The 13,158-nt window shown below is 71.3% G+C and carries 14 protein-coding genes; 8 read left to right on the top strand and 6 right to left on the bottom strand.

Features of this window, described 5'->3' with window-relative positions; all coding sequences use genetic code 11:
- Positions 1–25: 25 nt before the first annotated feature.
- The 3 genes from ACIHFD_RS05820 (at position 26) to ACIHFD_RS05810 (ending at position 2,921) form a co-directional block, all read left to right on the top strand.
- Entirely contained in the window at positions 26–682 is a 657-nt protein-coding gene (locus tag ACIHFD_RS05820; RefSeq protein ID WP_355199535.1) for a methyltransferase domain-containing protein, read from the top strand.
- A gap of 485 nt (positions 683–1,167) precedes the next feature.
- Positions 1,168–2,361 (top strand): MFS transporter, encoded by a 1,194-nt coding sequence (locus tag ACIHFD_RS05815; RefSeq protein WP_397365788.1) that lies wholly within the window; start codon positions 1,168–1,170, stop codon positions 2,359–2,361.
- 71 nt (positions 2,362–2,432) lie between these two features.
- A complete protein-coding gene (locus ACIHFD_RS05810) occupies positions 2,433–2,921 on the top strand; it encodes a hypothetical protein (RefSeq protein ID WP_397365887.1) in 489 nt (162 codons plus the stop codon).
- A gap of 463 nt (positions 2,922–3,384) precedes the next feature.
- Here ACIHFD_RS05810 and ACIHFD_RS05805 read toward each other — a convergent pair whose 3' ends face one another.
- From ACIHFD_RS05805 to ACIHFD_RS05795, 3 genes are read right to left on the bottom strand one after another with little or no spacing between them, the layout of a single operon-like run.
- Entirely contained in the window at positions 3,385–3,741 is a 357-nt protein-coding gene (locus ACIHFD_RS05805; protein WP_363981664.1) for an ArsC/Spx/MgsR family protein, read from the bottom strand.
- A 19-nt stretch (positions 3,742–3,760) separates the two neighbouring features.
- Positions 3,761–5,098 carry a sensor histidine kinase gene (locus ACIHFD_RS05800; RefSeq protein WP_397365787.1) on the bottom strand — a complete coding sequence of 446 codons (1,338 nt, stop codon included), beginning with the start codon at positions 5,096–5,098 and terminating at the stop codon, positions 3,761–3,763.
- 41 nt (positions 5,099–5,139) lie between these two features.
- The gene (locus tag ACIHFD_RS05795) at positions 5,140–5,796 is read right to left on the bottom strand and encodes a response regulator transcription factor (protein ID WP_397365786.1); all 657 of its coding nucleotides are present in this window, start codon (positions 5,794–5,796) and stop codon (positions 5,140–5,142) included.
- Positions 5,797–5,952: 156 nt separating this feature from the next.
- Here ACIHFD_RS05795 and ACIHFD_RS05790 point away from each other — a divergent pair, with 156 nt between their 5' ends.
- From ACIHFD_RS05790 to ACIHFD_RS05775, 4 genes are read left to right on the top strand one after another with little or no spacing between them, the layout of a single operon-like run.
- Entirely contained in the window at positions 5,953–6,474 is a 522-nt protein-coding gene (locus ACIHFD_RS05790) for a hypothetical protein (protein WP_397365785.1), read from the top strand.
- Positions 6,474–7,607, top strand: coding sequence for an efflux RND transporter periplasmic adaptor subunit (locus ACIHFD_RS05785; RefSeq protein WP_397365784.1), 1,134 nt, complete (start codon positions 6,474–6,476; stop codon positions 7,605–7,607). The genes ACIHFD_RS05790 and ACIHFD_RS05785 overlap by 1 nt, the downstream gene beginning before the upstream one ends.
- Positions 7,604–8,299, top strand: coding sequence for an ABC transporter ATP-binding protein (locus ACIHFD_RS05780; protein WP_397365783.1), 696 nt, complete (start codon positions 7,604–7,606; stop codon positions 8,297–8,299). Before ACIHFD_RS05785 ends, ACIHFD_RS05780 begins: the two co-directional genes overlap by 4 nt.
- A complete protein-coding gene (locus tag ACIHFD_RS05775) occupies positions 8,299–9,519 on the top strand; it encodes an ABC transporter permease (protein ID WP_397365782.1) in 1,221 nt (406 codons plus the stop codon). The genes ACIHFD_RS05780 and ACIHFD_RS05775 overlap by 1 nt, the downstream gene beginning before the upstream one ends.
- A gap of 37 nt (positions 9,520–9,556) precedes the next feature.
- Here the strand turns inward: ACIHFD_RS05775 and ACIHFD_RS05770 are convergent, their stop codons facing one another.
- The 3 genes from ACIHFD_RS05770 to ACIHFD_RS05760 all read right to left on the bottom strand — a co-directional run bounded on the left by ACIHFD_RS05770 (position 9,557) and on the right by ACIHFD_RS05760 (position 11,629).
- On the bottom strand, positions 9,557–9,997 hold the full coding sequence (locus ACIHFD_RS05770) for a hypothetical protein (protein ID WP_397365781.1): 441 nt from the start codon (positions 9,995–9,997) through the stop codon (positions 9,557–9,559).
- 58 nt (positions 9,998–10,055) lie between these two features.
- Positions 10,056–11,024, bottom strand: a complete 969-nt coding sequence (locus ACIHFD_RS05765) for a rod shape-determining protein (RefSeq protein ID WP_397365780.1) — start codon at positions 11,022–11,024, stop codon at positions 10,056–10,058.
- 110 nt (positions 11,025–11,134) lie between these two features.
- Positions 11,135–11,629: a PadR family transcriptional regulator gene (locus ACIHFD_RS05760; protein ID WP_363981688.1), complete on the bottom strand. Its 495-nt coding sequence runs from the start codon at positions 11,627–11,629 to the stop codon at positions 11,135–11,137.
- A gap of 56 nt (positions 11,630–11,685) precedes the next feature.
- Here ACIHFD_RS05760 and ACIHFD_RS05755 point away from each other — a divergent pair, with 56 nt between their 5' ends.
- A complete protein-coding gene (locus tag ACIHFD_RS05755) occupies positions 11,686–13,134 on the top strand; it encodes an MDR family MFS transporter (RefSeq protein WP_397365779.1) in 1,449 nt (482 codons plus the stop codon).
- The last annotated feature ends 24 nt before the right edge of the window (positions 13,135–13,158 follow it).

Raw genomic sequence — 13,158 nt, 5'->3', positions numbered from 1 at the left:
CAGGCGCGGCCAGAAGGGTGCGATCATGCCGCTGACCACGGACGACGAGTTGGAAGGCTCGCCCGTCGTGGCCAACAGCCTCATGAACCGCGAACGCCGCCTCCCCTCCTACAACCGAGAGCTCGGCATCGACGTCATCGACGTGCTCCGCGCCACGGAAGCCCGGCCGGCGCGCTGGCTGGACCTGTGCTGCGGCACGGCGAACGCCCTCAACGAGGCCACCGCACTGCTCGGACAGGACGCCGAGATCGTGGGCGTGGACCTGGTCGACTTCTTCGCCTGCCCACCGACCCCGCCACGGCTGCGACTGATCACCGCCTCCGTCACCACGTGGCGCCCCGATACCCCGTTCGACCTCATCACCTGCGTACACGGCCTCCACTACATCGGCGACAAGCTCGCGCTCCTGGCGAAGGCCGCCGACTGGCTCACCGAAGACGGCCTCTTCGTCGCGAACTTCGACACCCGCAGCATCCGCCTCCCGGACGACACCCCTGCCGGCCGCCCCCTGACCACCGCCCTGCGCTCGCAAGGGATGACGTACGACGGGCGCACGAGGAGGATCAGCTGCCGGGGTCGCAGACGCCTCGACCTCCCGTACCGCTACCTGGGCGCGGACGACCAGGCCGGCCCCAACTACACCGGCCAGCCCGCCGTCAACGCGCACTACGCCCCAGCCTGACCACCCCGGAACTGTCGGTGGAGCCTGGCAGAGTGTCCCCGAATCTTCAGACCGGCACCGGCGACCAGGGGCGAGTGCCGATGCCACGCGCGTCGAAAGGGGGCACGGTGTCCGATCGCAGCCACCGGAGCACAACCGAGCCCCAGCCACTCGACCCCACCGCACCCAACACTCACCACCCCGCCGTAGGTGACCCCCGCCACCTCGCGGCACCCGACAACCACCACCTCGCCATAGGCGAAGCCCGCCACCTCGCGGCACCCGACGCTCGCCACCTCACGACGCCACTCGGCCCGAGCACCCCGGGTGCCACGGGCGTCGAGCCCGATCCCCGTGCCATGGCCACCGTCCCTGACACCGCCGTTCCAGACGCCGCCGTTCCAGACGCTGCGCGCGTCCGGGCTGATGCCGGCGCTCGGCTCGCGGTGGATGGGCAGCGAGACGCCGGTGGCCGGGTGGTCTCGCCTCGTTCTCGTTCGCGTTCGATGTTCGCGCCGCTGGCGGCCAAAGGGTTCCGGCGCTACTACCTGGGTCAGACCGCCTCCGCGTTCGGTGACTCGCTGACCCCTCTGGCGATCGCGTTCGCCGTCCTGCACCTCACCGGATCACCCGTGGACCTGGGGATCGTGGTCCTGAGCACCCGGCTGCCCGTCATCCTCCTGACCCTGCTGGGCGGCGCGGTCGGCGACCGGTTCTCCCGCAGGACCGTGATGCTGCTTGCCGACCTGACCCGCTTCGCCGCGCACGGCATGACGGCGGTCCTGCTGCTCACCGGCGCCGCGCACCTCTGGATGCTGATCGCCCTGCAGTTGATCGCCGGCGCGGGATCGGCGTTCTTCACCCCGGCCGCGGCGGGCCTCGTGACCGGGCTGGCCGGCAGGGAGCATGTGCAGGCGGCCAACTCCCTGATCTCGATCTCCAGGAGCACGGCGTCGATCCTGGCGCTGGGCGTCGCCGGAGCCCTGGTGGCGCTGGTCGGGCCGGGCTGGGCCATCCTGGTCGACGCGCTGACGTTCCTGGTGAGCGCGGCCTTTCTGTACCGCCTGCCCCTCGAGACGGGACGACCGCGCCCGAGCGGCGGTGTGCTGGCCGGCATCGGCGGCGGGTTCGCGGAGTTCTCCCGGCACCGGTGGCTGTGGATGTGGACGATCCACAGCGCGCTCACGAACGTGCTCGTGGTCTCCCCGATCCTGGTCCTCGGCCCGTACGTAGCCGACCAGCACCTCGGCGGCGCGCCCGCCTGGTCGGCCATCGGCATCGCGTACGCCGTCGGCGGGCTGGCCGGGGGCTTCGTCGGCGCCCGGTGGCGGCCGGGGCGGCCCGTGGTCGCGGCGCTCCTCTTCTTCCTCCTGATGGCCCCGCTCCCGGCGCTGCTGGCGATCCCCGCCGCGCTCTGGTTACTGGCGCTCGCGGCGGCGGCCGCCGGCATGGAGCTGGTGGTCTACAACGTTCTCCAGACCACCTCGATCCAGCGCCACCTCCCCGAGGAATTCGTCGCCCGCGCCACCTCCGTCACCATGCTCGGCGCCCTCGTGGCCGCGCCCGTCGGCATGGGCCTGGCGGGGCCCGCGGCGGCGCTGCTGGGCAGCGGGCCCGTCCTGGGTGTGTGCGCCGTGGCGGCCGTGCTCGTCACGGCCGTGAGCCTGTTCGCGCCGCCGGTGTGGCGCGTTCGTGACTAATCCGGATGAACTTTCCGCCGGGTCCACCACTCGAAGCATGCGTACCGTTCGACACAGGGGAGATCATCGTGATGAAGGTGCTTGTGGCGGTCCTGGCAGGCGGGGCACTGCTCACCGCCGGCGCGCCGGCGTTCGCCCAGTCCGCCCAGACCACGCTGGGGCCCTATGGCTATGGCAAGGTCCGGCTCGGCATGAGCGAGAAGCAGGCCAAGGCGACCGGAGAGGTCGTGTTCAAGAAGGCCGGCGAGGCGGGCTCGTGCGCGGGCTGGGACCTGAAGGCCCTGCCCACTGGCAAGGACAACGTGGGCCTGTACATCTCCAAGAAGCGTGGCGTGGCCCTGATCTTCGCCGCGAAGGGTGTCAAGACGCCCGAGGGCATCGGCCTCGGCTCCACGATGACGCAGATCAAGAAGGCGTACCCGGGCGTCAAGACCGCGGCGAGCGGTTACCCGTACGTGAGCGTCCCCGGCAACTCCAAGGCCAACTACTCGTTCCTGCTCTCCAAGGGCAAGGTCTACGAACTGGCGCTCAGCCTCAAGACGCAGGACTGCGTCAACTGACCAAGCGATCCACACGGGGGTCGTAGGACCGCGTGCACCACGCCCCACCCCGTCGCAGCCGGGGGGAGTACGGCCGTGTACCGCCGGGCCGTCGTCGTCAACGACGGGGGCGATGCCCGCAGTTGGCCGGTGTCGGCGCCGATGATCCTCGCCGTCCGTCCCCGCGAGCACGACGATCTGCGCGTCCGCGCGGATACGGCCGAAATCGGAAATCGGCCGGACGAACGGATGGGTGGCTGCGGGGACCGCTGTGCCGCCGAGATGTGCGTGGGCGTGTTGCGGGCTTACTGCCGGGCCGCTGAGAAGGGCGCGGGCGCGTGGCGGCTGGCCGGCCGCGGCGCGGGGGTGGGGTGCGGGCGGGCGGTGGCCGGACCGACATGGCACCGAGATGGGTGCGGGCGTGTTGGTTTGGCGGTGGTTCGTGGCTGTCTGGTCGTGTTCGGTGGTGAGCTGTTGGGGACGGTCAGGGGAGTACGGAGCGGACGGCGTCCTCGGACCGGGCGACCACCGTCGTTCCGTCGTCGGCCGTGATGATCGGTCGCTGGATCAGGATCGGGTTCTCCGCCAGCGCCCTGATCCACCGGTCACGGGCGTCCGCGTCGCGCGGCCAGGTGGCCATGCCGAGTTCGGCCGCCCGCGCCTCGCCGGTCCTGGTGACGTCCCACGGTTCGAGGCCCAGCCGGGCCAGGACCGCGCGGATCTCGGCCTCGTCGGGTGGGTCCTCAAGGTAGCGGCGCACGGTGTACTCGGCGGCCTCGGCGTCCAGGATGGACAGCGCGGAGCGGCACTTCGAGCACGCCGGATTGATCCAGATCTCCATGACACCCGACAGTACCGAGCTAATGGAAGGCGAGCGGCAGCGACGCGGTCACGACCAGGCCGCCGCCCTCCCGGGGCTTCGCCCGGACGTCGCCGCCGTGCGCCACCGCCACCGACCGTACGATCGACAGCCCCAGCCCCGCGCTCCTGGCCGTGATCACGCGCTCGGCCCCGTGCCGGTGGAACGGCTTGAAGAGCTGCGGGATCTCGTACGGCGGCACGTCCGGCCCGGTGTTGCTGACCTCGACCTCGGCTCTCCCGTCCGAGCCGCCGAAGCCACCCGAGCCACCCGAGCCGCCCGACCCGCCCGACCCGCCCGACCCGCCCGACCCGCCCGATCCGGCCGATCCGCCGGAGCCGCCCAAGCCACCCGAACCGCCCGGGCCGCCGGACACGACTCGGCTCACCACCCGCACCCACCCGGTCCCGTCGTCCAGGTTGTGCCGGATGCCGTTCTCGACCAGGTTGTGCACCAGCCGTTCCAGCAGCAGGGCGTCCCCGACGGTGGGCGCCTGCGCGGTGACCTCGTGCACGGTGACCTTGGAGTCGTGGGCGTCCGCGGCGGTCTGCCTGACCACGTGCGTCACCACGTCGGCCAGGTCCACCGGGGAGCGGTCCGTGATCTCCTGCTCCGACCTGGCCAGCAGCAACAGCCCGGAGATGAGCCGCTCGTGGCGGGCGTTGATCTCCAGCAGGCTCTCGCCCAGCTCCTTGATCTCCGCCGAGGCCGTACGGCGGTGCATGGCCAGCTCGACCAGCGCCCGGTTCAGCGTCAGCGGCGTGCGCAGCTCGTGGGAGGCGTTCGCCACGAACCTGCGTTGCCCGTCGAAGGACTGGTCCAGCCGCTCCACCATGGTGTCGAACGTGTCGGCGAGCGTCTTGACGTCGTCGTCCGGCCCCGCCAGCGCGATCCGCTCGTGCAGCCCGCGCTCGGCCATGGGAGCGGCGGCGATCCTGCGTGCCGTCTCGGTGACCCGGTGCAGCCGGGCCAGCACCCGTCCGGCGACCACCCAGCCGAGCCAGACGGCCACGGCGCCGACCACGACCAGCGCGATCAGACCCTGCGTGAGGAGCGACGTGATGGCCGCGCCGCGCAGCGTCAGCTCCTGCTGCCGCATCCACTCGTACGCCGCCTCGCCGGAGAGCTGGACGCCGTCCTGGACGAAGAACAGCTGCTTGGACTTGCCCGGCGGGGCGATGAACCGGCTCTCGAACGAGTTCGTCAGCTGCTGGTTGAACAGCAGATAGGTGACGCCGAGCAGGGTCAGCCCGGCGAGCATGAACAGGGCGCCGAACAACAGGGTGAGCCGCAGCCGCAGCGTGGGCCGCGGCCGTACGAGCCGCCTCAGGAAGCTCATGCGAGGGAAGCTCATGCGAAGGAAGCTCATGCGAAGGAAGCTCATGCGATCCGGTACCCGACCCCCGGCACGGTCTCCACCACCGGCGGGTCGGCGAGCTTGCGGCGCAGCTTGAGAATGGTGAGCCGGACCGCGCCCGTGAACGGGTCGGCGTGCTCGTCCCACGCCTTCTCCAGCAGCAGCTCGGCCGAGACCACGGTGCCGTTCGCCCGCATCAACTCCGTCAGGACGGCGAACTCCTTCTTCGACAACGGGACGAACCGCCCGTTCCTGAAGACCTCCCTGCGCGCCGGGTCCAGCGTGATCCCGGCCCTGCGCAGCACCGGCGGCACGGCCGGCCGCGAGCGCCGCCCCAGCGCCAGGACCCGCGCGGCCAGCTCGGGGAACGCGAACGGCTTCGACAGATAGTCGTCGGCCCCCAGGGACAGCCCCGTGACCCGGTCGTCGAGCTGGACGGCGGCGGTCAGCATCAGCACCCGCGCGTCGCGCTCGGACGCGACGAGCTCACGGCACACGTCGTCGCCGTGCACGCGCGGCAGGTCGCGGTCCAGCACGACCACGTCGTATTCGTTGACCGCGATCCGTTCCAGCGCCGCCGCACCGTCGCGCGCCAGATCGACCGCGTGCGTCTCCTCACGCAGCCACTCGGCGATCGCGTCGGCGAGCAGCGGCTCGTCCTCCACCACCAGCACCCGCATCGTGCACCTTTCTTCTGCTTACGGAGCTGAGTGTGGCGTAGACGGCATTTGCTCAAAATAAGCCGCGGAACAAACAGCGGACGGAAACGCTGAGGAAACAGCGGCCCCTATTGCATCTCTCCTCGAACCACGTTCATTCGACGGAGGAGAACACCCATGCGAGGACCAGTCCTCAGCGCGATGGCCCTGGCGCTCACCATGACCCTGGCCGCCTGCGGTTCGGGCGGTGGCGGCGGCTCGGACGTGGCGTCGGTGTCCGGTACCGGCACCCAGGCCGCGGCCAGCGCGAAGCCCAGCGAGGACCCGCAGGAGCGCGGTCTCAAATTCGCCCAGTGCATGCGCGAGAACGGCGTCGAGGTCCCCGACCCCGAGCCCGGCAAGGGCATCATGATGAAGTTCGACGGCAGCGTCCCGCGGGAGAAGGTCGAGGCCGCCCAGCAGGCGTGCAAGCAGTATGCGCCGAAGATGGGCGGAGAGGGCGGCAAGATCGACCCCCAGCGGGCCGAGGCGCTGCGCAAGGTCGCGCAGTGCATGCGTGACAACGGCGTCGAGTCCTACCCCGACCCCGAGGGCGGCATGGTGCGCATCAACGCCGAGGTCGGCCAGGACCCCGATTTCAAGTCCGCCCAGCAGAAGTGCGAGAAGGAGCTCTCTGAGGCGGGCATGGGAGGCATGTGATGGGGATGGCCACCATCGACGGGAAGGCGGAGCCCGGCTCCCCGCCCTCCCGGCCGCGCCGCCGGCGCGGCCGGGGCAAGGTGGTCGCCGGGCTCCTGATCGCGCTGGTCGCCGCGGGCGGCGGGTTCGTGGCGATCAACAGCGCAGGTCTGCTGAAGGGCGGCGCCGGCCCCACCCGGTCGGCCACCGCCCTGCCCCCGGCCACCACCGCGGTGACCAGGCAGACCCTGAACGACACCAGGGACGCCGACGGCGAGCTCGGCTACGGCCCCGTGACCACGGCGATGAGCAGGAAGCCCGGCACGATCACCTGGCTGCCCGACAGCGGCGCCCAGATCACCCGCGGCCGGTCGCTGTACCGGGTGGACAACCAGCCGGTCATGCTCCTGTACGGCGACACGCCCGCCTACCGCGACCTCAAGGTCGGCGTGGAGGGCAAGGACGTCGAGAACCTGGAGCGCAACCTCAAGAAGCTCGGCTACGACGGTTTCACGGTCGACGACGAGTACACCTACGACACCGCCGAGGCGGTCAAGGAGTGGCAGGAGGACCGCGGCCTGGACGAGACGGGCGTGGTCGAGCTGGGCCGGGTCGTCTTCGCCCCCGGCAAGATACGGGTGGAGAGCCTGGAGTCCGAGGAGGGCCAGCCGGCCACCCCCGGGCAGAAAATCCTGACCTATACGGGCACGTCCAAGGTGGTCACGGTCGAGCTGGAGGCCGAGGACCAGCGGATGGCCAAGAAGGGCGCCAAGGTCGAGGTCACGCTGCCGGACGGCAAGAACGTACGGGGCAAGGTCACCGAGGTGGCCACGGTCGTCAAGCCGGGCGAGGGCCAGAACGCCGAGCCGGAGACCCGGGTCGAGGCGCTCGTCTCGATCGGCGAGTCCAAGTCCGCCAAGGGGCTGGACAAGGCGGCGGTGGACGTGACGTTCACGGCCTCCCAGCGCAAGAACGTGCTGACCGTGCCGGTCGCGGCGCTGGTGGCGCTGCAGGAGGGCGGCTACGGCCTGGAGATCGTCGAAGGGGGCAGGTCCCGCTACATCAAGGTCGAGACGGGGCTGTTCGCCGGGGGACGGGTCGAGGTCAGCGGTGACGGGCTCACCGAGGGCATGACCGTGGGGATGCCGAAATGACGTACCCCATGATCGCGCTGACGGACGTGTCCAGGACGTACCCCGGCGGCGTGGCGGCGCTGCGGGAGGTGTCGCTGCGCATCGAGCACGGCGAGCTGATCGCCATCGTCGGGCCGTCCGGCTCGGGCAAGTCGACGATGCTCAACGTCGTCGGCACCCTCGACCGGCCCACCTCCGGGACCATCCACATCGACGGGTACGACGTGTCCAAGCTCTCCGACAACCAGCTGTCGGCGCTGCGGGCCACCACGATCGGGTTCGTGTTCCAGTCGTTCCACCTCGCCGCGAAGGTCCCGGCGCTGGACAACGTGGCCGACGGCTTGGTCTACACCGGCCTGAGCCGGTCGGAGCGGCGCCGCCGCGCGGCCAAGGCGCTCGAACGGGTGGGGCTCGGGCACCGGATGGACCACGAGCCGCACGAGCTGTCCGGCGGCGAACGGCAGCGCGTGGCCATCGCCAGGGCGGTGGCGGGCGAACCGCCGCTGCTCCTGGCCGACGAACCGACCGGGGCCCTGGACTCGGTGTCGGGTACGGGGGTGATGGAGCTGCTGCACGAGCTGAACGCGAGCGGCACCACCATCGTGATCATCACGCACGACCGGGAGATCGCCGCCAGCCTGCCCAGGCAGGTGCGGATGCGCGACGGCCAGATCATCTCCGACAGCGCGCGGGTCCCGCTGGAGGCGGTGTGATGGCCGTCGTGGAAGCGCCCCGGCCGAAGTTGTCCCCGGCCAGGATGCGGCCCCGCGACGTGATGCGCGTCGGGGCGGTCGGCCTGCGCACGCGACCGTTGCGGGCCTTCCTGTCGGCGCTCGGCATCGCCATCGGCATCGCGGCCATGGTCAGCGTGGTCGGGCTGTCGTCCTCGTCGGGCGCCGAGCTCGACCGTACGCTCTCCGCGCTCGGCACCAACCTGCTCACGGTCTCGTCCGGAACCACGCTCATGGGCGAGGCCGCGCAGATGCCGAAGGACGCGGAGGCGATGATCGAACGGATCGGCCCCGTCCAGGCGGCCTCGTCGATCGGGCGCATAAGCGAGGCCAAGGTCTACCGGTCGGAGGAGATCCCCGAGGCCCAGACCGGCGGCATGAACACGTACGCGGCCCGCCTCGATCTGCCCGCCACCGTCGGCGCGACGCTGCGGAGCGGGACCTGGCTCAACGCCGCCACCGAACGCTACCCGGCCGCCGTGCTCGGCTCCTCCGCCGCCCAGCGGCTCGGTGTGGGCTCGATCGGGCCCGACACGCAGGTCGTGATCGGCGGCGTCCGCTTCGCGGTCGTCGGGGTCATGAACCCGGTGGCGCTCGCCACCGAACTGGACAGCGGCGTCCTGGTGGGCTGGCCGGTGGCGGAGTCCAGGCTGGGCTTCGACGGGCACCCGACCACGCTCTACACCCGTTCGGAGGAGTCCAAGCTGGAGGCCGTACGCCAGGTGCTGGCCGGCACCGCCAACCCGGAGGCGCCCAACGAGGTGGACGTCTCCCGCCCGTCCGACGCCCTGGCCGCCAAGCAGGCGACCAGCCAGGCGTTCGCCAACCTCCTGCTGGGGGTGGGGGCGGTGGCGCTGCTCGTGGGCGGGGTGGGGGTGGCCAACACGATGGTCATCTCGGTGCTGGAACGCCGCGCCGAAATCGGCCTCCGCCGCTCGCTCGGGGCCACCCGGGGGCAGATCCGCACCCAGTTCCTGGCGGAGTCGCTGCTTCTGTCGGCGCTTGGCGGGGGAGGGGGGATCCTGCTGGGGACGGGTGTCACGATGGGCTACGCGCTGTACAGCGGCTGGCCTTCCGTGGTCCCGGCCTGGGCCACCGTCGGCGGCCTCGCCGCCACCCTGGCCATCGGCGCCGCGGCCGGCCTCTACCCCGCCATCCGCGCCTCCCGCCTCTCCCCGACCGAGGCCCTGTCCACCCCCTGAGGCCCTCCCGGCGGCGGACCCAAGGGGCCGGGTGGTGTCAGTCGGTGGCGTAGCAGGTGGTCTTGCCGATGACCCGGATGCCGGGCCGGTCGCCGGAGAGCACGGTCAGCTCGAACGTCAGCCGGGTCTCGGGATTGCGCAGCACGGAGACGTCCTGATCCCCATCCCGCAGGTCCAGGTCGTCGACCACCTTGTCGTACCCCATCGCCTGGAGCCGATCCAGCAGCCCCGAGGAGGCGGAGGCGAGGTCACTCTCGGCGCGGAAGTACCGCCGCACCTGACCCGGCACGCACGAGTCGTCGTCCACCGGCGACTCGGTCGACAGCCGGAGGCCGGCGGAGCTGAGCAGGGCGCCGCCGTCGGAGTCGAGCTGCCGGGCGGCGTCTTCGAGTGTGGGCAGCTCGGCCGCCGCCGTGCAGGCCGTCATCGCCGCGACGCAGAGAAGCACCGCGGATAAGCCGTGACGGCAGGCGCGCACGATCGGACCATATCCGAGATCGTCCGGGGCCCTCCACCAAAAAGCGAAAACAGAATGATCAACGGCGCCGGCGGAGCCGGGCACGCAGTCCCAGGTCGTCCACGCAGGTGCCGAGGCCGAGCGCCACGCACTCCAGCGGCCGTTCCGCCCGCCGTACCGGCATGCCCAGGGACTCCCGCAGCCGCTGCGCGAGCCCCGCGAGCAGCGCGCCGCCCCCCACCAGCACCGCGCCGCGTTCCCCGAGGTCGCCGATCAGCTCAGCGGGGCAGCGCTCGACGGTCTCCCTCGCCGCCCACACGATGGACTCGATCGCCGGCCCGGCCGCCTCCCGGATCCGCTCCACGGGCAGCCGCACGTCGTGCTCCTGACCGGTTTCGGGGTCCCTGACGCGTACGGTGACGGGGCTCCCGTCGGCGCCGGCGTGGTGTTTGGCCGCCTCGGCCTCGCGTTCGTCGATCGTGCGGCCGTGCTCGTGCTCGACCAGGCGGGCGATGGCCCGGTCCACGGCCCGGCCGCCGCCCGGGACCGCCGTCGTGGCCACGGCCTCCCCGCCGGAGAGTACGGCGATCCGGGCGGAGTCGCGCCCGATGTCGATCACCATGCCTCCCACGTAGTCGCGGACCGGCAGGCCCGCGCCGAGGGCCGCCGCGAGGGAGTGCGGGATCAGCCGGATCTGCCTGGCCTCCGCCTCGTACGCCACGTCGCGCAGCGTGGCCCGCTCGATCGGCGTGGAGCCGTCGGGCAGCGCCATGATCAGGCGTGGCCTGGCGAGCGGGCGCCGGTGCACCTTGCTCAGGAAGTGCTTGACCATCCGCAGGGTGAGGTCGCCGTCGGCCGGCAGGCCGCCGCTGACCGGCCGGCAGATCTCCTCGCCCGTCGCGTCCGCGCCGTACCCGATGATCTTGCCGGTACGGCCGTCGATCGTCACCGCGGAGGGCTCGTCGAGCACGATGCCCTTGCCCCTGACGTAGATCCGCGTGCGGGAGCCCCCGAGGTCCATCGCCAGGTCGCGGCCGAGGAGACTCATGACGCGACTGCGGACGTGGCGATCGTGGCGGGCATGCCGGGTCTATTTCCTGGGCCGCTCCAACGCAACACCAGGAACGGAGTGGTTCCCCTTTACCTGAGCGGGCGGGCTCAGCGGCTCCTGAGGGCGGCCAGGGTCTCCTCGGCCCACTCGATGCCGGTGCGGACCTGGGCCAGCCCGAGCCGCAGTGCGTAGTGGCCGGTCCCCTCCGCAGGCTGGCAGTCGAGGACCACCAGCCGTGCCTCGTACCCGGCCTTGATCCGCTCGACCACCGCGATCGCCTCCTCCGTGGAGAGCAGCGGCAGCAGGAACGCCTGCAGCGCGGTCTCGTTGCGTACGACGAAGACAGGCTCGTGCTCCACCAGCCACGTGTGCAGCTCCCGCGCCCCCTCGGGGGTGATCGTGTAGATCTTGCGCCCCCTCGCGCCCTCCGACGAGGCCGCCACCAGGCCGTCGGCCGCCATCTTCACCAGCTCGGGATAGATCTGCGTGTGCCCGGCCTGCCACACGTGGTTGAGCGAGTGCTCGAACTTCTTGGCCAGGTCATACCCGCTCGCCGGGCCCACGGCCTCCAGCAGCCCGAGAAGCGCGATCCGAAGGGACATGCGCGCCAGCATATCGAAGACTTGACATGTCACGACTTACATATCAGTCTTCACATGTGAATGATGACATGAAGCCTCAAGGGCTCCTCTTGCTCGCGGTGCTCGGCGGGATGTTCCTGGCGATGCTCGACCAGACGATCGTCGGCACCGCGTTACCGCGGATCACGGCCGAGTTGGGCGGTACGACGCTCTACGTCTGGGTGGTGACGGCGTACCTGCTCACCTCGACGGTGACCGTGCCGCTCTACGGCCGGCTCTCCGACCAGCACGGCAGGAAGGCGCTGCTGCTGATCGGGATGGTGGTGTTCGTGGCCGGGTCCGCGCTGTGCGGGGCGGCGCAGGACATGCCGCAGCTCATCGCGTTCCGTGCGCTGCAGGGGCTCGGCGCGGGCGCGCTGCTGCCGCTGTCGATGGCGTTGGTGATGGAGATGTTCCCTCCGGGTACGAACGGCGCCCGCGTGCAGGGTGCGCTCGGCGGCGTGATGGGCCTGACGTACCTGGCCGGGCCGTTCCTGGGCGGGTTGTTCACCGACCACGCGACCTGGCGGTGGGCCTTCTACGTGAACGTGCCGATCGGCCTCGTGCTGATCGCGATCGTCGCGCGCCGCCTGCCGAACCGGCCGGGCGTGGGCGGCGGCGGGCGCCCCGACTACGCGGGCATCGCGGTCTTCACCGTGGCCATCAGCGCGCTGCTGCTGGGCCTGACGGAGAAGGGCCTGGACGGCAACACCTGGACCGACGCCGCCGTGGCCGGGCCGATCGTGCTCGCGGCCGCGTTGCTGGCGGTGTTCGTGCTGGTCGAGAGGCGGGCGGTCAGCCCGATCATGCCCATGCACCTGTTCGGCAACCGCACCTACACGCTCGTGAACGTCACGTCCTTCTTCACGGCCTTCTGCATGTACGCCGGCGTGGTGTTCCTGCCGCGTTACTTCCAGCAGTCCCTCGGCGTCAGCGCCACCGAGTCCGGGCTGAGGATCTACCCGATGACGCTGGCCATGGTCCTGGGCAGCGTCGTCATGGGCACGCTCATGTCCAGGACCAGGGTCTACAAGCCGTGGCTGGTCGCCTCCCCGTTCCTGCTCGTCGCGGGCACCCTGCTCTGCCTGAACCTGACCGCGCACACCAACGGGCTGCTGCTGGCCGGCTGGATGCTGCTGATCGGGCTGGGCATGGGCCCGATGCTGTCCGGCCTGACCGTGGCCTCCCAGCAGTCCGTCGAGCCGCAGTACATCGGCGTCGCCTCCGCGAACCTGACCTTCTTCCGCCAGATCGGCGGCTCCGTGGCGCTGGCCGTCGGCGGCACCCTCTACAGCTCGACGGTCACGGTGGACGCGCCCGTGCACGGCCTGGCCGCCGCGCACGCCTCCGCCGCGGCGGCGGTCATCCCGTCGCTGGGGGTGGCAGGGGCGCTGCTCGCCCTGATCGCGCTGGTGGCGATGCCGGCCAGGCGGCTGGAGGTGCCCGCCACGCCGCAGAACAGGGTTGAGGCCAGTTTCGCGTCATAAGCGGCGCCATGCGAAGCTGTGATA

Source organism: Nonomuraea sp. NPDC051941 (assembly GCF_044593615.1).
This window is presented reverse-complemented; position numbering and strand designations above follow the sequence as displayed.